This window comes from Nonomuraea sp. NPDC049624, assembly GCF_040675255.1.
Classification (GTDB): Bacteria; Actinomycetota; Actinomycetes; order Streptosporangiales; family Streptosporangiaceae; genus Nonomuraea.
Genome location: NZ_JBFAOR010000002.1, coordinates 923,806 through 943,924, shown reverse-complemented (window position 1 = coordinate 943,924; position 20,119 = coordinate 923,806). Strand labels below are relative to the sequence as shown.

The window sequence follows — 20,119 nt, the reverse complement described above, 5'->3', positions numbered from 1 at the left end:
CGACCCTGTGTGCCGGTTTGGTCTGCCCTGGTCAAGCAACTATCTTCCGTGCAGGTGCCGTACGTTTCTTCGCGCCTGCGATGAAGTTCGACGGCGGAGGAAATGGAAGGAGTCGCCTTGCTCGGCAAGCGATTCAGCAGGATTGCCGTCGGCTCGGTAGCCGGCGTCATGCTCATGGCGGCCGCGGCCTGCGGCGGCGGCGATGGTGGCGGCACCTCGGCGAGCACGCAGCCGAGCTCCGGCGCGGGCAGCGAGGCCCCCAAGGGCGGCCTGAAGGTCGGCCTGACGTTCGACGTCGGCGGCCGCGGCGACAAGTCGTTCAACGACGCCGCCTACGCCGGCCTGGAGAAGGCCAAGACGGAGCTGAACGCCGACATCAAGGAGCTCAGCCCGGCGGCCGACGGCTCCAACCGCGGCGACCTGCTGCGCCAGCTCGCGGACGCGGGCTACAACCCGATCGTCGCCGTCGGCTTCGCCTACGGCGACGACGTCAAGAAGACCGCCGCCGAGTACCCCGACGTGCAGTTCGCCATCGTCGACTCGGCCTCCAACGCCCCGAACGTCACCGGCCTGCTGTTCGCCGAGGAGCAGGGCTCCTACCTGGCGGGCGTCGCCGCGGCGACCAAGTCGAAGGCCGGCCACGTCGGCTTCGTGGGCGGCGTCGAGAACGACCTGATCAAGAAGTTCCAGGCGGGCTTCGTGATGGGCGCCAAGTCGGTCAAGCCGGACATCAAGATCGACATCAAGTACCTCACCCCCGACGGTGACTTCTCCGGCTTCAAGGCCCCCGACAAGGGCAAGGTCGCGGCCGAGAAGATGTACCAGGACGGCGCGGACATCGTCTACCACGCCGCCGGCGACTCCGGCCTCGGCGTGTTCCAGGCGGCGGCCGCGGCCAAGAAGAAGGCCATCGGCGTCGACTCCGACCAGCGCCAGACGGTCAAGGAGACCGACCTCCAGTCGGTCATCATGACCTCGATGCTCAAGCGCGTCGACGTCGGCGTCTTCGAGTTCGTCAAGGCCTTCCAGGGCGGCGCCAAGGGCGGCAGCAACACCGTCTACGACCTCAAGGTCGACGGTGTGGGCCTGTCCACCACCGGTGGCGAGATCGACGACATCAAGGACAAGCTCGACGCTGCCAAGAAGGACATCGTCGACGGCAAAATCACGGTTCCGTCCAAGCCGTAATCTGGGTAGGAACGGACGACCGAGGGCCCGGAGTCCCCACTTCGGGCCTTCTGGCTATCCGCCCCGTCCGCCCCCCATGCTCTAGGAGAGGCGAAATGAGCTCGGACACCCTCGCCGCGGTGCAACCCGCCGTAGAGCTGGAGGGCATCACCAAGCGTTTCCCCGGCGTCGTCGCCAACCACGACATCCGCATCACCGTCGAACCCGGCACGGTCCACGCGATCGTCGGGGAGAACGGCGCGGGCAAGTCGACCCTGATGAAGATCCTCTACGGCATGCAGAAGCCGGACGAGGGCACGATCAGGGTCAACGGCCGGGAGGTCAGCTTCCGCACCCCCAGCGACGCCATCGACGTCGGCATCGGCATGGTCCACCAGCACTTCATGCTGGCCGACAACTTCACCGTGCTGGAGAACATCGTCCTCGGCGCCGAGCCCACCAGGGCCGGCCTGCTCGACAGCGGCAGGGCGCGGGCCCGCATCGCCGAGCTGGCCAGCAGCCACGGCCTGCGCGTCGACCCCGACGCGCTGGTGGAGGACCTCGGCGTCGGCGACCGCCAGCGGGTGGAGATCCTCAAGGTCCTCTACCGCGGCGCCCGCATCCTCATCCTCGACGAGCCGACGGCGGTCCTCGTGCCGCAGGAGGTCGAGGAGCTGTTCGAGAACCTGCGCGAGCTCAAGGCCGAGGGCCTGACCGTCATCTTCATCTCGCACAAGCTCGACGAGGTGCTGAACATCGCCGACGCGATCACCGTGATCCGCCGCGGCACCACCGTCGCCAGCGTCAACCCCGCCGAGGTGACCGCCCGCCGGCTCGCCGAGCTGATGGTCGGCAGCGAGCTGCCCACACCGGAGACCCGCGAGTCCACCGTGCGCGAGAGCGTCACGCTGAGCGTGTCGCGGCTGACGATGGAGGCCGACGGCTTCCGTCCCGTCCCCCGGGGCACCTCCGCCGACCTGTACGTCGACAAGCTGCGCGAAGAGGGCAAGCGCCTGATCCTCGACGACGTCTCCTTCGACATCCACGCGGGCCAGATCCTGGGCGTCGCCGGCGTCGAGGGCAACGGGCAGTCGGAGCTGATCGAGGCGATCATGGGCATGCGTCCCGCCCACGGCACGATCACCCTCGGCGGCGTGGACATCAGCGCCTGGTCCACGCTGAGGCGCAGGGAGGCCGGCATCGGCTACATCCCCGAGGACCGTCACCGGCAGGGCCTGCTGCTGGAGGCGTCCCTGTGGGAGAACCGGGTGCTCGGCCACCAGACCAGGCCCCCGGCGCGCAGCGGCATCTGGGTCGACCGCCGCGCCTCCAAGGCCGACACCGAGCGCATCGTCAAGGAGTACGACGTGCGCACCCCCAGCGTGGACACCCTGGCCCTGGCCCTGTCCGGCGGCAACCAGCAGAAGCTGATCGTCGGACGCGAGATGAGCGGCGAGCCCTCGTTCCTCATCGCCGCCCACCCCACCCGCGGCGTGGACGTCGGCGCCCAGGCCGCCATCTGGGACCACCTGCGCAACGCGCGGGCCGCCGGCCTGGCCGTGCTGCTGATCTCGGCCGACCTCGACGAGCTGATCGGCCTGTCCGACACGCTCAGGGTCATCCTGCGCGGCCGGCTCGTGGCCGAACTCGATCCTTCCGACGTCACGCCCGAGCGGCTTGGCGGTTACATGACCGGCGCCATCGCCGGCACTGAGGAGACGTGATGCCCGCCGGGCTCAACCGGGCGCTGCTCACCGTCGCAGGCGCCGTCGTCGCCATCGTCCTGGCGATCGCGATCTCCAGCGTGGCGATCATCGCGGCGGGCGCCAGCCCGATCGACGCGTTCGCCGCCTTCTTCGACTTCGGGTCGACCGAGCGCGTGGTGTCCAACAGCATCGCGACCTTCCTCAACAGGGCGGTGCCGCTGTTCATCGCGGGTCTCGCGGTGGCGGTCGGCTTCCGCATGAACCTCTTCAACATCGGCGTCGAGGGCCAGTACCGGATCGCGGCCATCTGCGCGGCCTTCATCGGCTCGACGTTCACCGCGCCGAAGCCGATCCAGATCCTGGTGATCATCGTCGTCGCGGCGGTCGTGGGCGGCGCGTACGCGCTGATCCCCGCGATCATGAAGGTGACCCGCGGCGTCAACGAGGTCATCTCCACGATCATGCTCAACTACATCGCGATCGCCCTCTCCTCCTACCTGGTCCGCGGCCCGTTCACGGGTGAGCGGGCCGCCGGCCAGCTCACCACGACCACGCCGCAGCTGCCCGAGTCGGCCATGTTCCCCAACCTGAACTTCGTCTTCGACTGGTTCGGGCTGCCGGCGCCCACCCGCGGCGGCGGCGTGTGGGGCTTCCTGCTCGTGGCCGCCGTGCTCGGCGTGGTGGTCTGGGTCGTGCTGGAGCGCACCCGCTTCGGCTTCAACGTCAAGGCCAGCGGGCTCAACGGGCCGGCCGCCTTCGCCTCGGGCGTCAACCCGAAGAAGATGGTCATCGCGGCCATGGTGCTGTCCGGCGCGATCGCGGGGCTCATCGGCCTGCCCGAGATCCTCGGCGACAAGGGCGCCTTCAACTCCAACTTCACCGCCGGTCTCGGCTTCCTCGGCATCGCGGTGGCGCTGCTGGGCAGGAACAAGCCCGTCGGCATCGCGATCGCCGCGCTGCTGTTCGCCTTCCTCGACCGGGCGCAGGGCGCGCTGCAGATCGCGGACGTGCCGTCGTCGGTCATCACGATCATCCAGGGCGTCATCGTCCTGCTGGTGGTCATCGCGAACGAGGTGACCAACCGCATCGCCATGCGGCTTGAGGAGCAGCGGGCCGCCCGGCAGCTCGACACGAACAGACCGGTTGAGGTGGCAGCATGAGCAGGGTCGGCAAATACCATCTGGCGCTGCTCGGCGTCGCCGCGCTCATCCTGCTGCTGTCGCTGGTGCGGATCATCTCCGGCCAGGACGACCTGACCTCCTCCGGCACGTTCAACGCGGCGCTGCTGCTCGCGGTGCCGATCGGCCTGGCCGGTCTGGGCGGCCTGTGGGCCGAGCGGGCCGGCGTGGTCAACATCGGCCTCGAAGGCATGATGGTGCTCGGCACCTGGTTCGCCGGCTGGGCCGGATACCAGTGGGGCGCCGTGGCCGCGCTGGTCGCCGGGCTGCTCGGCGGCGCGCTCGGCGGGCTGATCCACGCGATCGCGACCGTCACGTTCGGCGTCGACCACATCATCAGCGGCGTCGCCATCAACCTGCTCGGCCCCGGCATCACCCGCTTCCTGTCCGAGGTCCTCTACGGCGAGGGCACCTCGGCCAGTGCGAAGGGCGCCGGCATCACCACCTCGCCGGCGATCAGCTCGGGTGCGCCCGAGGTGAGCCTGCCCGTGTTGTCGTCCGGTCCCGACCTGCTCGGCAAGCTGGAGAGCACCCACTGGTTCCTGCTCTCCGACCTGGCCGGCATCCTGCGCGGGCTCACCCACGACGTGAACGCGCTGGTCATCCTGGCCGTGCTGCTGCTGCCGGTGACGTACCTGGTGCTCTGGCGCACGTCGTTCGGGCTGCGGCTGCGGTCGGCGGGGGAGAACCCGTGGGCGGCCGAGTCGCTGGGCGTGAACGTCTACCGGATCAAGTATCTGGCGGTCGTCATCTCCGGCGCGTTCGCCGGGCTCGGCGGCGTGTTCCTGGTGTTCGTCTCCAACAAGTACGTCGAGGGCCAGACCCAGGGACGCGGCTTCATCGGCCTGGCGGCCATGATCTTCGGCAACTGGCGGCCCGGCGGGCTCGCGGCCGGCTCGTCCCTGTTCGGCTACGCCAGCGGCCTGCAGCTGCGCAGCTCCGGCGAGACCAACGCGGTCACCACGTTCTTCCTGTTCGGCGCGCTGCTGCTGGTGGTCTACCTCGCGCTGCAGATCCGCAGGCTGGTCGCGCCGAGCCAGCCGGCCGAGATCGTGGCCAGGGGCGTCAAGGACTACACCGTGATCGCCGCCGCGGCGGTGGGCGCGCTCCTGCTGTTCTGGCTCTGGCGGACCGTGGAGACGCTGCCGGGCGAGTTCGTCTTCATCACGCCACACGTGCTCACGCTGCTCGTGCTCCTGGTCGCCTCGCAGCGTCTGCGGATGCCGAAGGCCGACGGCGTACGCTTCCGTCGGGGGGATCAACATTGAACATCGATTGGGACGGCCTGCGCGCCGAGGCCGCGACGGCCATGCGCAACGCCTACGCGCCGTACTCCAAGTTCCCGGTGGGGGCGGCGGCGGTCGTCGACGACGGCCGGATCGTCACCGGCTGCAACGTCGAGAACGCCTCGTACGGGCTCGGCCTGTGCGCCGAGTGCGGCCTGGTGTCGGCGCTGCAGATGTCGGGCGGCGGCCGGCTGGTGGCCTTCACCTGCGTGGACGGCCACGGCGAGCTGCTCATGCCGTGCGGGCGCTGCCGTCAGCTCCTGTACGAGTTCGGCGGGGAGAACCTGCTGGTCGAGACCGTCGACGGCCCCAAGCGCATGGCGCAGATCCTGCCGTACGCGTTCGGCCCCGACGACCTCAGCAGGAGCTCGTGACCATGGACGCCATCGAGGTCATCCGCGCCAAGCGCGACGGCGGCGAGCTCACCACCGCCCAGATCGACTGGGTGATCGCCGCCTACACCCGCGGTGACGTGGCCGACGAGCAGATGTCCGCCCTGGCCATGGCCATCCTGCTCAACGGCATGAACCGGCGCGAGATCGCCGACTGGACGCAGGCCATGATCCGGTCAGGCGAGCGCATGGACTGGTCGATGCTCGACCGGCCCACGGCCGACAAGCACTCCACGGGCGGCGTCGGCGACAAGATCACGCTGCCGCTGGCGCCCCTGGTGGCCGCGTGCGGGGCGTACGTGCCGCAGCTGTCCGGGCGCGGGCTCGGGCACACCGGCGGCACCCTGGACAAGCTGGAGTCCGTCCCGGGCTGGCTGGCCTCGCTCTCCAACGACCAGATGCTGCACGTCCTGCGCACGGCGGGCGCGGTGGTCTGCGCGGCGGGCTCCGGGCTGGCCCCGGCCGACAAGAAGCTCTACGCGCTGCGCGACGTCACCGGCACGGTCGAGTCGATCCCGCTGATCGCCTCGTCGATCATGTCGAAGAAGATCGCCGAGGGCACCGGCTCGCTGGTGCTCGACGTGAAGGTGGGCTCCGGGGCGTTCATGAAGACGACCGAGAGCGCCCGCGAGCTGGCCGAGACCATGGTCGCGCTCGGGAGCGACGCGGGCGTGCGCACGGTCGCCCTGCTGACGGCCATGGACCGGCCGCTCGGCCGGGCGGTGGGCAACGCGCTGGAGGTCGAGGAGTCGATCGAGGTGCTGGCCGGCGGCGGGCCGTCCGACGTGGTCGAGCTGACCGTACGGCTGGCGCGCGAGATGCTGGCGGCGGCCGGGGTCTCCGGCAAGGACCCGGCCGACGCGCTGCGCGACGGCTCGGCCATGGACGCGTGGCGGCGGATGATCTCCGCCCAGGGCGGCAATCCCGATGCGGTCCTGCCGCGGGCGGCCGAGAGCATGACGGTGGCGGCGCCGTCGTCCGGTGTGCTGGCCCACCTCGACGCGTACGCAGTGGGGCTGGCCGCCTGGCGGCTCGGCGCCGGACGGGCGCGCAAGGAGGACCCGGTGTCGTTCGGGGCCGGGATCGTGCTGCACGCCAAGCCCGGCGACCTGGTGCGCGAGGGCCAGCCGCTGCTGACGTTGCACGCCGACGAGACGGCCAGGTTCGAGCGGGCGCTGGACGCGCTGGACGGCGGCTACGAGGTCGCCGAGTCGGGGCGCGAGCTGCTGCCCCTGGTCATCGACCGCATCGGCTGACCACCGGAAGCACTTCTGCGCGGCGGCCGGACCCCTGCCCGGGGACGGCCGCCGCCGCTTCTCCCCGGCCGCGTACCGGCTAGGTGGTGACGGCGGGGACCTCGGGCACGTCGGTGAAGACGCCCGCGAGCACGGCGCGCTGCGTGGGCAGCGCCTCGGTGTACCGGGCGCGCCCCTCGTCGGTGATGCAGACGAACACGCCCCGGCGGTCGGAGTCGCACGTGCCGCGGGTGACGAGCCCGCTCTTCTCCAGCCTGGCCACGACCCTGGACAGGGCGCTCTGGCTCAGGTGGACCTCTTCGCAGAGCTCCTGGATGCGCAGCTTCCTGTCGTGGTGGACGATCCGGTCGAGCACCTCGAACTCGCTGGGCCCGAGCCCGTGCTGCTCGCCCAGCTCCCGTTCCAGCGCGCACATGGCCTTCGCGTGTTTGGCCAGGACGTAATGCCAGGTCTCGACCACGAACTCCTCGTCCATGTCGCGGAGGTTACCATCTCGAGAAGATTCATGCAACGGCATTAAATGCGCTTGCATTAGATGCTGGTGCATGTATTGTTCTGACCCATGTCCTCTTCCTCATCCCGTTGGGGCGCGCTCGCCGTGCTCTGTGCAGTGATCTTCCTTGACGCCCTTGACGTCTCCATGGTCGGTGTCGCCCTGCCGGCCATCCAGCACGATCTGGGCCTCAGCACGTCTTCCCTGCAGTGGGTGGTCAGCGGCTACGTGCTCGGCTACGGCGGTCTTCTGTTGCTCGGGGGCAGGACCGCCGACCTGCTCGGGCGGCGCAGGGTCTTCCTGGTCGCTCTGGGCGTCTTCGCCGTCGCGTCGTTGCTGGGTGGTGTCGTGGACGACGGGGGCCTGCTGATCGCCGCCCGGTTCGTCAAGGGTGTGGCCGCCGCGTTCACCGCGCCCGCCGCTTTGTCGATCATCACCACCACGTTTCCCGAGGGCCCGGAGCGCAACAAGGCGTTGAGCATCTTCACCGCCTGCGGCGCGAGCGGCTACTCGCTCGGCCTCGTGCTCTCCGGCCTGCTGACCGAGATCGGCTGGCGGTGGACGCTCCTCATGCCGGTGCCGGTCGCGGTCATCGCGCTGGTCGCCGCGTTGGCGGTGCTGCCGAAGGGCCGGGAGGAGCGGGCCGAGGGCGGCCACGACCTCGTCGGCGCCGTGCTGATCACCGCCTCGATGCTGCTGCTGGTCTTCACCGTCGTGCAGGCTCCCGAGGCCGGTTGGGCCTCGTTCCAGACGATCGGCTCGCTGGTGGCCGTCGCGGTGCTGCTCGGCCTGTTCGTCTTCACCGAGCTGCGGATGAAGCACCCGCTGGTGCGGCTCGGCATCCTGCGCTCGGGGCACATCGTCCGGGCCAACCTGGGGCTGCTCATCCTGATGGGCTCGTACGTGGCCTTCCAGTTCGTGGCCATGCAGTACTTCCAGAACCTGCTCCACTGGTCGGCGCTCGGCACCGCCCTGGCGTTCCTGCCCGCCGGCCTGCTCGTCGCGGTCAGCTCGACCAAGATGGGCGACTTCGCCGACAGGTTCGGCACCGGCAAGCTGATCGTCATCGGCGCCGCGGCCCTGGCCGGCGGTTACGCGATCTTCCTGGGCATCGACGAGACGCCGAGCCTGGGCGGCATGGTGCTCCCCGGCATGGTCCTGCTGGGCATCGCGTTCGCCCTGTCCTTCCCCTCGCTGAACATCCAGGCCACCACCGGCGTGGACGACGACGAGCAGGGCCTGGCCTCCGGGCTGCTCAACACCTCCGGCCAGGTCGGCGGCGCGATCGTGCTGGCCGTGGTGACCGCCGTGCTGACCTCCGGCGGCGAGACGCTGTCGATCGGCGCGCTGCGCTCGGCGATCGTGGTCGCGCTGGTGCTGGCCCTGGTCGGGCTGGTGATCTCGGCCACCGGGCTGCGCTCGCGCAAGGCCGCCGCGGTCGAGGCGGCGGACGCGAAGGTCTTCGAGACCGTCTGACCCGCCTGTGATCGGGAAGAGGGTTCCGCCGGGGGCGGGGCCCTCTTCCTCGTTTCTCCAGGTTCCTCATTTCTCCAGGGCGCCGAGCGGGTCGGAGTAGTCGATCCACTCCGTCGCCGAGTCGCCGAGGTCGGCGCTCTCGCCGGTGCGGACGTCCACCTGGACCAGGTGGACGTCCTCCTCGTCCCACAGGCGCACGAGGACCTTGTCGCGGCTCAGCCAGCGCTCCACCCTGATCACTTCGAGGCCGTCGGCGTCCAGGCGGGGGCGCGGGCCGGTGACGCGGCCGGTGCGGGCGTCCATGGTGACCAGCCGGTCGTCGGCCGTCACCAGGGCCAGGGAGCGGCCGTCCGGGGCGAGCGCGGCGCCGTGCTCGATGAGGGCGGGGTCGATCCGGAAGCCCTTCGTACGGGTGCCCGCGCCGTCCAGCCGCAGCGTGCTGACGGAGGCGTGGCCGGGGACGCTGCCGGTGTCCCGGCGTTCGGCGACCACGCGGGTGCCGTCGTCGTGGACGGCCAGGATCTCGACGTGCGCGCCGCGTACCGTGCGGGTCGCGCCCGTGCGGAAGTCGAGCACCGCGCTGTCGTCCGCGTCGCCGAAGGACAGCGCGAAGTAGCGGCCGTCCCGGGACGAGCTGATGTGCGCCTCGCCGTCCCCGGCCGTGGCGTCGATGCGCTTGACCACGCCCGTGGGCAGGTCGTGGACCAGGTAACGGCCCTGCGGGTTCTGGTAGACGAGCCGGTGTCCGTCCTGGCTGAGGGCCAGCGGCATGGACTCGCCGGTGGCCGGGTCGTAGCCGGCCCGCGCGTCCGGCAGCCGCCACTCCGCGCCCGACCTGGTCGTGAGCACCCATTGGCCGCAGGGTTGCGGGTCGTGGACGTCGGCCTCGGCGTCGCGGCAGTAACCCGTGTAGGCGAAGCGGACCGGGTCGGGGAGCGCGGCGGGCAGCGGGTCGCGGATCTCCTGGGCGGGGGCCCGCGTCCCGGGAGCGAAGGGGGAGCGGTCCGTCGCCTCGTCCATGCGGTCGGCCACCGCGGACAGCCCCGCGACGATCGCCGTGACCATCGTGGCGACCAGGCCGAGGGAGGCGAGCGTCCACACCGACGCCCGGATCCTGCGCCGCGCCGCGACCCGGCGCAGGACGGTCTCGGCGAGGCCGGCGACGTCGGCGCGCGGCATCCCGGCGGCCAGCCCGAGCAGGGCGGCCCGCAGGGCCGGATCCCCGGGGGCGGCGTCGTGAATGCCCGCCGTCGGGGCGGGCGGCTCGGGAGCGGGGCCGAGCGCCCAGGGGGAGGTGGGTTCGGGAGCGGGGCCGAGCGTCCAGGGGAAGAGGGACATCGCGCCGTTCCCCGGCTGGTCGCCGTCCTCGGACGGGGTCGCGAGGTCCTTCGGCAAGTCCGGGGGGTTCTCGAACAGGGTCGGGTGGGTGGCGCGGAGCTGGGTGCGGGCCCGTCGCAGCTCGTCGTCCAGCGCGCCGGTCCACAGGCCGGTGACCTGGGCCGCGTGCGGCAGGCTGAGCCCGTCGTGGAAGGTGGCGACGACGGCCGCGCGGGTCCGCGGGGCGAGCCCGGCGAGGAGATGGCCCTCCGGGAGCGGCCAGGGCGCGCCCGTCGCGCCCAGGAACCGCCCGTAGAGGTCGCGCAGCACCGCGTCGGCCGGGCGGTGGTAGCGGATCGCGGACCACCGGCGGCAGGACGCGACGAGGGCCGCGGTGGCCAGCTCGCGCGCCTTGTCCGCGTCGCCCGTCAGCAGGTAGGCCGTGCGAGCGAAAGAAGGCCCATAAGACGTCAGAAATGCCGATAAGTCGTGGGATTTGCTCACTTGTATGACTCCTTGGAGGTTGATCAGCGTAGAGGCAGTCCCGGCTCCGCGGAAGTGCCGGGGAAACCCGCTCCGATCCGCCGCCGAGCCGCTTGCAGGCCCGTGGGCTGGGCATCTACCGGGCATGCGCCCGTCATCCCCGGCCGGCGACCGGTCGTCGCGCCTTCGGCTCGCCGTCCCGCTCGCCTGCCTCGCCGTCCTGACCGCGTGCGGCACCTCCTCGCAGACCGCCCGGCTGGACACCCCCGCGGACACCGGCCCCGGCACCGCCACGCCCCGCAGCGCCCCCTCGGACGTCCCCACCAGCACCGCCGAGGTGGACGTCGAGCGCGACGGCCTCGACCCGGCCGTGGTGACCGGCGTCCGGTACGCGACCCACGACGGCTACGACCGGGTGGTGATCGACCTCAAGGGCGACATCCCCGGATACAAGGTGAAATGGGTCGACGAATTCCTCCAGGACGGCTCCGGCGAGCCCATGGGCGTCCAGGGCGGCGCGTACCTGCAGCTCACCCTCTTCCCCGCCAACGCCCACGACGACGACGGCTACCCCACCTGGAAGGGCGGGCCCGTCTACCGGGCCGGTCTCAGGAACGTCTCCCACGTCGTCAGGACCGGCGACTTCGAGGGGCGCGTGGGCGTCGGCCTGGCGCTGGCCCGCCGGGCCGGCTTCCGGGTGAAGGAGCAGTCCGCGCCGAGCCGGCTGGTGCTCGACGTGGCACACTGAAGCCCGTGGTGAGAAAGATCGAGGGCCCTACCCGCATCCCCGTCCCCGGCGGCAAGATCATCGATGAGCACGTGGGGCGCGTCAACAGCGGCGACGAGCAGGTCTCGATCGCCCACATGACCGCCCCGCCCGGCTGGGCCGAGCCCGCCCAGACCCCGTCGTTCACCGAGTACACCGTGGTCCTGCGCGGCAGCCTGCTCGTCGAGCACGACGGCGGCACGGTCGAGGTCGGCGCCGGCCAGTCGGTGGTGACGTCGCCGGGGGAGAAGGTGCGCTACAGCGTGGGCCCCGACGGCGCCGAGTACGTCGCCGTGTGCCTGCCCGCCTTCACGCCGGAGAGCGCCGGCCGCGACTGACCGGCCCCGACTGACCGGTCGCGACTGACCGGCCCCAACTGACGTGGCGTGCCTCACGGGTGTGCCGGGAGGGTTGTCCACAGGCGGGCGCGACGTGTGCGGCGGCGGAGGAGTGTGCTCATATCATGGCCAGATGAGCCCCACGCTTGACAAGATCCGGCAGGCTCCCAAGGTGTTGTTGCACGATCACCTCGACGGCGGGCTGCGCGCCGAGACGATCGTCGAGCTGGCACGGGAGATCGACTACGGGCGGCTGCCCTCCACCGACCCCGACAATCTGCGCCTCTGGTTCGAGGAGGCCGCCGACTCCGGCTCGCTGGAGCGCTACCTGGAGACCTTCGACCACACGGTCGCGGTCATGCAGACCCGCGAGTCCCTGGTCCGGGTGGCCGCCGAGTGCGCCCGCGACCTCGCCGACGACGGCGTGGTCTACGCCGAGGTGCGCTTCGCGCCCGAGCAGCACACCACCATGGGGCTGAGCCTCGACCAGGTGGTGGAGGCGGTGCTCGAAGGGTTCACGCTGGGTTCGCAGGGGCGCGGCATCCGGGTCGGCACGCTGCTGACCGCGATGCGCCACATGGCGCGCTCGATGGAGATCGCCGAGCTGGCCGTGCGCTATCGCGACGTCGGCGTCGTGGGGTTCGACATCGCCGGGGCCGAGGCCGGCTACCCGCCCACCCGGCACCTCGACGCCTTCGAATACCTCCAGCGGGAGAACGCGCACTTCACGATCCATGCCGGCGAGGCGTTCGGGCTGCCGTCGATCTGGCAGGCCATCCAGTGGTGCGGCGCCGACCGGCTGGGCCACGGCGTCCGGATCATCGACGACATCACCGTGGCCGGCGACGGGTCGGCCAAGCTGGGGCGGCTGGCGGCGTACGTGCGCGACAAGCGCATCCCGCTGGAGATGTGCCCCACGTCCAACCTCCAGACCGGGGCCGCCGACTCGATCGCCGAGCACCCCATCGGGCTGCTGCGCAGGCTGCACTTCCGGGTCACCGTCAACACCGACAACCGGCTGATGAGCTCGACGAGCGTGTCCGCCGAGTTCGCCAAGCTGGTCGAGGCGTTCGGCTACGGCTGGGACGACCTGCAGTGGTTCACGGTCAACGCGATGAAGTCGGCCTTCCTCCCGTTCGACGAGCGGCTGGCGCTGATCAACGGCGTGATCAAGCCGGGGTTCGCGCAGATCAAGTGGCAGCCGTGAAACACACCTACCGGTCCAAGACCGGGTTCGTGCTGGGCTGCGCCTGGCTGGTCTTCGTGGCGTTCAACGTGTGGGACCTGACGGCCCACTACAACGGCAAGCCGTCCATGGTGGCGCTGGCCGTGCTCGGGGCGATGACGGCGCTCGTGTACGCCATCGCGGTCCGGCCCGCCACCGTGGTCGGCGAGGAGGGGCTGCTGGCCCGCAACCCGCTGCGCACGACGTTCCTGCCGTGGGCGTCCGTGGGCGAGGTGACGGTCACCCACTCCATCGCCGTCCGTTACGGCGGCGAGGGCGGCGACGAGCGGGTGCTGCGGTTGTGGACGCCCATGAGCAGCGCCAGAGAGCGGTCCAAGGCGCAGCGGCGCGGGGTGCCCAAGCCCCAGCGGGGTGGCCGGTTCCGGGTCGAGGCCACGGTCAGCAAGGCCGAGCAGGCCGCCGCCGAGGCGTTCACCGGCAAGACCCACGCCGACTTCGTGGGCGACCAGATCCGCGACCGCGCCGAGGCCGCCCACCGCCGCGCGGCCCCGGCGGCCCCGGCGGCACCGGTCAAGGTCACCTGGTCCTACGACTCGATCGCCGTCCTCGTGGTCGCGATCGCCCTGATCATCGCCGCCATCGTCATCGCCTGACCGCCCCCCGGCCCGAAGGCGAGGGCCGCGGGCAGGGGCCGGCAGACGACAGGGCCGGTGGGTCAGGGGGTTCGGCGGGTCAGGAAGCGGGTCATGCCGGCCTGGGCCAGGCCCGCCTGCTCCACCTGCCGGGCGGCCACGGTCTCGGCCTCGAAGGCGCGCTCGACCTCGGCCAGTGGCGGGCGCAGCAGCTCCAGGTGCACGGCGGTGGCGGTGCCCGGCCGGGTCCAGTGGCGCACCCGCGCGATCGCCGCCTCCACCAGCTCCTCGGCGGGCACGAGCTCGTCCAGCAGCCCGGCCGCCAGCGCGTCGGCGGCGCTCAGCCGGGCCGAGTCCAGCACCAGCCGCAGCGCCCGGCCGCCGGCCAGCCGGGGCAGCAGGTGGCTGGCGGCGTTCGAGATCGACAGGCCGAGGTGGTTCTCGGGGAAGAAGTACTCGGCGGCCGGCGTGCCGATGCGGGTGTCGAAGCAGAGCGTCCACTCGGCGGCGCCGCCGACGGCCAGGCCGTTGACCGCGGCCACCACCGGCACCCGGGTCTCCAGCACGGCCCTGGTCATGTCGTGGAACAGCTCGACCTCCGCCTCCAGCGGCCGGCCCGCCGCCTCGGCGATGTCCTCGCCCGCCGAGAACGCCCGGCCGGCGCCGGTCACCACGATGCCCCTGGCGGTGCGGCCGTGCTCGCGGACGGCCGCGGCCAGGTCCTTGCGCATGCCCGCGGTCAGGGCGTTCAGCTTCTCGGGACGGGCGAGGGTGATCAGGGCCACCTCGTCGCGTACGGTCACGTCGATCATGCCGGGTCCTCCGTGGGGATGGCGGGGGCGGCGCGCTGGTCGCGGCCGGGGCGGAGCAGGTGACGCTTCTCGATGCGGGCGGACGGGGTGAGCGTGAACGACTCCACGAACTCCACGTACGCCGGGACCTTGAAGCGGGCCAGGCGTTCCCTGGCGTGGGCGATGACGGCGGCGGCCGTGCGGGCGTCGGCGGCGTGACCGGGGCGGAGCTGGAGGAACGCCTTGGGCAGCTCGCCGAAGAGGTCGTCGGGGATGGGCACCAGGGCCGCGGCCAGGACCGCGGGATGCCCGGCGAGCACGCTCTCGACCTCGGCGCACGAGATGTTCTCACCGCCCCTGCGGACCATGTCCTTCAGCCGCCCGGCGTGCCGGATGCGGCCTCGCGCGTCCCGGATGCCGAGGTCGCCGGTGTGGTACCAGCCGCCGCGGAAGGCGTGCGCGGTGGCCTCGGGGTGGTTCCAGTAGCGGGTCATCATGGGTGTGCCGCGGACCAGGATCTCGCCTGTCTCCTCGTCGAGCCGGACCTCCTTGCCGGGCGGCGGTGTGCCCAGCGCGCCGGTGCCGACGGTGTCGTCGGCGTCCGGGTCGGCCATCAGGTCGCAGCCGCTCTCGGTGGAGCCGTACAGCTCGCGCCAGGGCGCGCCCCAGCGCTCCTCGAACGCCCGGTGCAGGCCGGGGGCGATGCCCGAGCAGAGCACGAGCCGCATCCGGTTGTCGCGGTCGAGGGGGCTCGGCGGCTGCTTGTGCATCAGCAGGGGCATGGTGCCCAGCACGTACGTGAGGGTCGCGCCGTGCTCCCGGACGGCGGGCCAGAAGCCGGAGGCGGAGAAGCGGGGGAGCACCACCTGCGGGATGCCGCCGAGCAGGCAGACCAGGGTGGTCCACTGCGGGTCCATGTACGAGTACGCCTGGGCGATCAGCAGGACGTCGTCGTCGCGCAGGCGGACGAGGTCGGCGACGATGCGGGCGGTCCTGACCCAGTAGTCGTGGGTGAGCAGGCAGGCTTTGGGGAAGCCGGTCGTCCCCGACGTGTACTGAAAATTGGCGACATTGTCCGCGCTGAGGGATATGTCGAGAGGTGGGCCGTCCGTTAGCTCGTCCACGAGGTGCACCACGCCCGGCACGCGCGCGGCGTGCTCCGCGCCGGTCAGGGTGGCGACCGCGCCGGAGTCGCGCAGGACGTGCTCCAGGTCGGCCGCCTGGTACCGCACGTTCACGGGGACGGTGACCGCCCCCGCCTTCAGGACGGCGAACCAGCTCAACGGCCACCACGGCTCGTTGTCCAGCATGACGGCCACCCGGTCGCCGGGGCGCACCCCCTGGGCGGCCAGCGCACGGGCCAGGCGGCCCGAGACGGCGTCGGCCTCGGCGAAGCTCAGCGAGGTCGCCGGGAGGGCGGGTGAGGAAGCGGGGAAACGGAGGAACTCGCGCTCGCCGTACGTGCTAGCGGCGTGCCTCAGCAGGTCGGGGATCGTGGTGTGCATCCGGCGGCTCCCACGGGAAGACGGGCAGCAGGCGTCGATCGAGGGGCGCCACGACCGGGCCGGCGGCGCGTACGGCGGCCAGGCCGATCGTGACGAACTCCGCGCACACCTGCTCCAGCGTCGAGTCCCCGTCGGGGCGGTACCACTCGCTGGTGCCGGTGCACATGGACATGAGGGCGAGACGGGTCAGCTTCTGGTCGGCGACGTGGAAGACGCCCTCGGCGACGCCGTCGGCCAGGGCGCTCTTCCAGTGGCTCTCGTAGGCGTCACGCAGGGCGATGACCTCGGTGTGGGCGGGCGAGCCGGGGGTCAGGGAGCGGAGCTCGCCGTCCATGACGCGGCTGGTCAGGGGGGTGAGCGCGTGCAGGGCGGTGAGCGAGGTGATCAGCAGGGCGAGGCGGTCGGCGGGACGCGTGGCCCCGGCCAGGACGCGGGCGGTCGAGTCGATCAGTCCTTGCAGGCCGGTCCGCATGAGGTCGGCCAGCAGGGCTTCCTTGCTGTGGACGTGGTGGTAGACGCCGGCGTTGGTCAGGTTCACCGCCCTGGCCAGGTCCCTGATGCCGGTGGCGGCGTAACCCTGCTGGGCGAAGAGCCGCACCGCGGCCGTCCTGATCCGGAGCAGTGGGTCCACGTCCATGGCGACCTAACGAACGTTCGGTTGCTTCTTACGCTGGAAAATACCCCATGTCCCTAGAAATCGCCATAGGTTGACTCTGACACCGTGTGAGCCCCTACTTCTGGACCGGACATGTTCAGCATCGGAGATTTCGCCCGGCTGGGGCTCGTGTCCGTACGCATGCTCCGCCACTACGACGCCATCGGCCTGCTGCGCCCCGCGCACGTGGACCCGCTCACCGGCTACCGGTCCTACCAGGCCGCGCAACTGGCCAGGCTCAACCGGATCGTCGCCATCAAGGACCTCGGCTTCACGCTGGAACAGGTCCGGACGATCCTGGACGAGAAGGTCAGCACCGAGGAACTGCACGGCATGGTACGGCTGCGCCGCGCCCAGCTGGAGGCCCGGATCAGCGCCGACCTGGCCCGGCTGCGCGGCGTCGAGGCGAGACTCCGCAGCATCGAGACGGAGGGGCACATGAGAACCGCGGAAGTCGTGCTGAAGAAGGTCGACCCGGTCCGGGTCGCGCAGCTCAGCGCCAGGGCGGCCAGCTACGAGAGCAAGGACGTCGGCCCGGTGATCGGGCCGCTGTTCGAGGAGATCTGCGCCCGCGTGGAGCGGGCGGACGTCCGGGTGGTCGGCCCCGGCCTGGCCTACTACCGCCAGGAGGACGACGGCTCGGTCATGGTCCACGCCTGCCTGCCGGTCAACGTGGACCCGGACCCCCGCCACGACTTCGAGATCAGGGACCTGCCCGCGATCGGCACGGCGGCCACGATCATCCACCACGGCCCGATGGAGGCCGCCGGGCCGACCTTCCAGGCCCTGGCCCACTGGATCGAGGAGAACGGCCACCGCTCGCTCGCCCTGGCGAGAGAGGTGTCGCTGCACTGCCCGCAGGACCGCGCGGAATGGGTGCACGAGCTGCAGATCGAGGTGGCCCCGGTCTAGTGGAGGCGAGCGAGCTGGAACACCACCGGGTCGAGCTGACCGGCTACTGCTACCGGATGCTCGGCTCGGGCTTCGAGGCCGAGGACGCGGTGCAGGAGACGTTCGTCAGGGCGTGGCGCACGTACGAGCCCGGGCGGGGGCCGTTGCGTCCGTGGTTGTTCCGGCTCGCCACGTCCGTCTGCCTCGACATGTTGCGCGGGCCGCAGCGGCGGGCGCGGGCGATGGACCTCGGGCCGGCGGCGCGTCCCGGTGATCCGCTCGGCGATCCGCTGCCCGGGGACGCCTGGGTGTGGCCGGCGCCCGACGGGCGCGTGTTGCCGGCCTGGGCGAACGGCTCGCCCGCCTTCGCCCAGTACCGGGACGGGGAGGCGTTCGCCCTGGTAGTCCTGGAGGTCGGCGGCGGGGTCGTCACCGGCGTGACCACTTTTCTCGATCCCCGGCTCGTGCCCGCTTTCGGCCTGCCGATGAGTTTCGGGCAGCCGCTCCGTACTGACGGGTGAAGGAGGACAGACACATGCCACAGATCGTCGAACTGCCCGAGCGTCCCTACCTCGGGATCACCAGGACCATCACGATGACCAGTTTCGGTCTCGTCGGAGACCGGATCGCCGAGATGATCGGCTGGCTCGCCGAGCGCGGGCACACGATGGCCGGCGCCCCGTTCTTCCGGTACCACAGCATCGACCTGCCGCAGGACCGGCTGGTGGTGGAGGCGGGCGTGCCCGTCACCGAGCCGGTGGAAGGCGAGGGCGAGTTCCACGCGGGCACGCTGCCCGCGGGCCGTTTCGTCACCGAGTCCCACCACGGCCACCCCGACCAGCTCTCCGGCGTCATCGAGTCGGTGCTGACGTGGGCCGCCGAACAGGGCCTGACCTGGGACATGACCGAGAAGGACGGCACCGAGCACTGGGGCTGCCGGCTGGAGCTCTACCAGACGGACCCGCGGGTCGAGCCCGACCTCAACAACTGGGACATCGACCTGCAGTTCCGCCTGGCCTGAGCCGGCCCTCACGCCGCGTTCGCGCGGGGCAGCAGCGAGGTCAGCAGCGCGGCCAGCACGAACAGGGCCGCGCCCGCCAGGCCGATCGCCACGATCCCGTTGTAGAACGCGGCGTGACTGGCCGCCAGCAGCTCGGCGGCCTGCGCCGGGGCGAGCCTTCCGGCCACGGCCGCCGCGCCCGCCAGGGTCTCCCTGGCCGCGTCGGGCACGTGCGCGGGCAGGGCGTGGTGGTAGACGGCCGCGGCGACCGTGCCGAGCAGGGCCAGGCCGAGCGTCCCGCCCAGGAAGTTGCCCGACTCGGCCAGCGAGGCCGCCGACCCGGCCTTCTCCGGCGGCACCGAACCGACTACGATCCCCGTCCCCAGGGCGAACAGCGGGCCGGTGCCCAGCGCCAGCACGGTGATGGCGGTGATCACCACCGGCAGCCCGGCCTCGGCCTGCGTGAGCAGCGCCGCCCCGGCGGCCGACAGCGCCAGGCCGCCCATGACGGCGGCGCGGGGGGCGACGCGGCGGGTCAGGGCCGGGGTCAGCGTGGTCCCCAGCGCGACGCCGAGCCCCATGGGCGCGAACCACAGCGCCGACTGCGCCGGGGTGTACCCCAGCACCGACTGCAGGTACTGGGTGACCAGGAGCCCGGCGCCCGCCATGGCGATGCCCGCCAGCACGAGCGCGGTCAGGATCAGGGTGAGCGGACGCTGGGCGAACAGGCGCAGGTTGAGCAGGGGAGCGTCGAGCGTGAGCTGCCGCCGTACGAACGCCGCCCCGAACGCGAGACCGACCGCGATCGCCGCGAGCGGCACGCCCGGCCCGGCCGACGCCGACGAGGCGGCCAGCTCCTTGACGCCCCAGACCACCGGCAGGATCGCCAGCAACGACAGCGCGACGCTGGCCAGGTCCATGCGCCCGCCGTCCGGGTCGCGGAACTCCGGCAGCAGCAGCACGCCGCCCACGAGCAGCACCGCGATCACGGGGACGGCCATCAGGAACACCGACCCCCACCAGAAGTGCTCCAGCAGCAGCCCGCCGACGACCGGCCCGAGCGCCGCCCCGGCGAACTGGCAGGTGGCCCAGACGGCGATGGCCGTGCCGCGCTGCCGGGCGTCGCGGAACATGTTGGTGATGAGCGCGAGCGTGGAGGGCATGAGCGTGGCGCCGGCGACGCCCAGCACCGTACGGGCGGCGATCAGCATGGCCGGGCTGACCGCGTACGCCGCCACGAGGGAGGCGACGCCGAAGGCCGCCGCGCCGGTCAGCAGGAGCCGGCGGCGGCCGATGCGGTCGCCGAGCCCGCCCATCGTGATCACCAGCCCGGCGACCATGAACCCGTAGATGTCGATGATCCACAACTGCTGGACGGCGCTCGCCCCCAGCTCCACGCTCAGCCGGGGCAGCGCCAGGAACAGCGCGTTGATGTCGACCGCGACGAGCAGAGTGGGCAGGGCGAGCACCGCCAGCCCGGCCCATTCGCGCCGCCCGGCCCTGGGCTCGGCGGCGGTCTCGGTGAGATGCGGCATGTCGGGAGCCTCCTGGTGTCGTCCGTTTCACCAGGAGGTCGGAGCCCGGCTCGCGCGCTCGACGTG

The 20,119-nt window shown here is 71.8% G+C and carries 20 protein-coding genes; 14 read left to right on the top strand and 6 right to left on the bottom strand.

Translation table 11 applies throughout. The features are described from left to right. Nucleotides 1–117: 117 nt before the first annotated feature. From AB0J76_RS10620 to AB0J76_RS10595, 6 genes are all read left to right on the top strand, one after another. The gene (locus AB0J76_RS10620) at nucleotides 118–1,188 is read left to right on the top strand and encodes a BMP family ABC transporter substrate-binding protein (RefSeq protein ID WP_352324858.1); all 1,071 of its coding nucleotides are present in this window, start codon (nucleotides 118–120) and stop codon (nucleotides 1,186–1,188) included. Nucleotides 1,189–1,283: 95 nt separating this feature from the next. Beyond that, nucleotides 1,284–2,891: an ABC transporter ATP-binding protein gene (locus tag AB0J76_RS10615; RefSeq protein WP_352324860.1), complete on the top strand. Its 1,608-nt coding sequence runs from the start codon at nucleotides 1,284–1,286 to the stop codon at nucleotides 2,889–2,891. Further along, the gene (locus tag AB0J76_RS10610; protein WP_352324861.1) at nucleotides 2,891–4,033 is read left to right on the top strand and encodes an ABC transporter permease; all 1,143 of its coding nucleotides are present in this window, start codon (nucleotides 2,891–2,893) and stop codon (nucleotides 4,031–4,033) included. The genes AB0J76_RS10615 and AB0J76_RS10610 overlap by 1 nt, the downstream gene beginning before the upstream one ends. Further along, nucleotides 4,030–5,319 carry an ABC transporter permease gene (locus AB0J76_RS10605; RefSeq protein WP_352324862.1) on the top strand — a complete coding sequence of 430 codons (1,290 nt, stop codon included), beginning with the start codon at nucleotides 4,030–4,032 and terminating at the stop codon, nucleotides 5,317–5,319. Before AB0J76_RS10610 ends, AB0J76_RS10605 begins: the two co-directional genes overlap by 4 nt. Further along, nucleotides 5,316–5,711 carry a cytidine deaminase gene (locus AB0J76_RS10600; RefSeq protein ID WP_352324863.1) on the top strand — a complete coding sequence of 132 codons (396 nt, stop codon included), beginning with the start codon at nucleotides 5,316–5,318 and terminating at the stop codon, nucleotides 5,709–5,711. Before AB0J76_RS10605 ends, AB0J76_RS10600 begins: the two co-directional genes overlap by 4 nt. A 2-nt stretch (nucleotides 5,712–5,713) precedes the next feature. Further along, nucleotides 5,714–6,985: a thymidine phosphorylase gene (locus tag AB0J76_RS10595; RefSeq protein ID WP_352324864.1), complete on the top strand. Its 1,272-nt coding sequence runs from the start codon at nucleotides 5,714–5,716 to the stop codon at nucleotides 6,983–6,985. A 79-nt stretch (nucleotides 6,986–7,064) separates the two neighbouring features. On the opposite strand, the gene AB0J76_RS10590 is transcribed toward AB0J76_RS10595, so the two are convergent. Further along, nucleotides 7,065–7,460 (bottom strand): MarR family transcriptional regulator, encoded by a 396-nt coding sequence (locus tag AB0J76_RS10590; protein ID WP_352324865.1) that lies wholly within the window; start codon nucleotides 7,458–7,460, stop codon nucleotides 7,065–7,067. 135 nt (nucleotides 7,461–7,595) lie between these two features. Here AB0J76_RS10590 and AB0J76_RS10585 point away from each other — a divergent pair, with 135 nt between their 5' ends. After that, nucleotides 7,596–8,954, top strand: coding sequence for an MFS transporter (locus tag AB0J76_RS10585; protein ID WP_352324866.1), 1,359 nt, complete (start codon nucleotides 7,596–7,598; stop codon nucleotides 8,952–8,954). Nucleotides 8,955–9,020: 66 nt separating this feature from the next. Here the strand turns inward: AB0J76_RS10585 and AB0J76_RS10580 are convergent, their stop codons facing one another. Next, the gene (locus AB0J76_RS10580) at nucleotides 9,021–10,775 is read right to left on the bottom strand and encodes a hypothetical protein (protein ID WP_352324867.1); all 1,755 of its coding nucleotides are present in this window, start codon (nucleotides 10,773–10,775) and stop codon (nucleotides 9,021–9,023) included. A 124-nt stretch (nucleotides 10,776–10,899) separates the two neighbouring features. On the opposite strand from AB0J76_RS10580, the gene AB0J76_RS10575 reads away from it, so the two are divergent. The 4 genes from AB0J76_RS10575 (at nucleotide 10,900) to AB0J76_RS10560 (ending at nucleotide 13,697) form a co-directional block, all read left to right on the top strand. Further along, entirely contained in the window at nucleotides 10,900–11,502 is a 603-nt protein-coding gene (locus tag AB0J76_RS10575) for a hypothetical protein (protein WP_352324869.1), read from the top strand. Between the two features lie 5 nt (nucleotides 11,503–11,507). Then, nucleotides 11,508–11,858: a cupin domain-containing protein gene (locus tag AB0J76_RS10570; RefSeq protein ID WP_352324870.1), complete on the top strand. Its 351-nt coding sequence runs from the start codon at nucleotides 11,508–11,510 to the stop codon at nucleotides 11,856–11,858. A gap of 133 nt (nucleotides 11,859–11,991) precedes the next feature. Next, the gene (locus tag AB0J76_RS10565) at nucleotides 11,992–13,065 is read left to right on the top strand and encodes an adenosine deaminase (RefSeq protein ID WP_352324872.1); all 1,074 of its coding nucleotides are present in this window, start codon (nucleotides 11,992–11,994) and stop codon (nucleotides 13,063–13,065) included. After that, a complete protein-coding gene (locus AB0J76_RS10560; RefSeq protein ID WP_352324873.1) occupies nucleotides 13,062–13,697 on the top strand; it encodes a PH domain-containing protein in 636 nt (211 codons plus the stop codon). The genes AB0J76_RS10565 and AB0J76_RS10560 overlap by 4 nt, the downstream gene beginning before the upstream one ends. A gap of 62 nt (nucleotides 13,698–13,759) precedes the next feature. Here AB0J76_RS10560 and AB0J76_RS10555 read toward each other — a convergent pair whose 3' ends face one another. From AB0J76_RS10555 to AB0J76_RS10545, 3 genes are read right to left on the bottom strand one after another with little or no spacing between them, the layout of a single operon-like run. Beyond that, a complete protein-coding gene (locus AB0J76_RS10555) occupies nucleotides 13,760–14,488 on the bottom strand; it encodes an enoyl-CoA hydratase/isomerase family protein (protein WP_352324874.1) in 729 nt (242 codons plus the stop codon). Beyond that, nucleotides 14,485–15,972 (bottom strand): AMP-binding protein, encoded by a 1,488-nt coding sequence (locus AB0J76_RS10550; protein WP_352324875.1) that lies wholly within the window; start codon nucleotides 15,970–15,972, stop codon nucleotides 14,485–14,487. The genes AB0J76_RS10555 and AB0J76_RS10550 overlap by 4 nt, the downstream gene beginning before the upstream one ends. Further along, nucleotides 15,932–16,609: a TetR/AcrR family transcriptional regulator gene (locus tag AB0J76_RS10545; RefSeq protein WP_352324876.1), complete on the bottom strand. Its 678-nt coding sequence runs from the start codon at nucleotides 16,607–16,609 to the stop codon at nucleotides 15,932–15,934. The genes AB0J76_RS10550 and AB0J76_RS10545 overlap by 41 nt, the downstream gene beginning before the upstream one ends. Nucleotides 16,610–16,720: 111 nt before the next feature. Between AB0J76_RS10545 and AB0J76_RS10540 the strand changes: the two genes are divergently transcribed. From AB0J76_RS10540 to AB0J76_RS10530, 3 genes are read left to right on the top strand one after another with little or no spacing between them, the layout of a single operon-like run. After that, entirely contained in the window at nucleotides 16,721–17,539 is an 819-nt protein-coding gene (locus AB0J76_RS10540) for a MerR family transcriptional regulator (protein ID WP_352324877.1), read from the top strand. Next, the gene (locus AB0J76_RS10535; RefSeq protein WP_352324878.1) at nucleotides 17,539–18,039 is read left to right on the top strand and encodes a sigma factor; all 501 of its coding nucleotides are present in this window, start codon (nucleotides 17,539–17,541) and stop codon (nucleotides 18,037–18,039) included. Before AB0J76_RS10540 ends, AB0J76_RS10535 begins: the two co-directional genes overlap by 1 nt. Before the next feature lie 14 nt (nucleotides 18,040–18,053). After that, complete coding sequence (locus AB0J76_RS10530; protein ID WP_352324879.1) at nucleotides 18,054–18,539, top strand: GyrI-like domain-containing protein; 486 nt, start codon at nucleotides 18,054–18,056, stop codon at nucleotides 18,537–18,539. Between the two features lie 8 nt (nucleotides 18,540–18,547). On the opposite strand, the gene AB0J76_RS10525 is transcribed toward AB0J76_RS10530, so the two are convergent. Then, nucleotides 18,548–20,053, bottom strand: a complete 1,506-nt coding sequence (locus AB0J76_RS10525; protein WP_352324880.1) for an MFS transporter — start codon at nucleotides 20,051–20,053, stop codon at nucleotides 18,548–18,550. Nucleotides 20,054–20,119 lie beyond the last annotated feature (66 nt).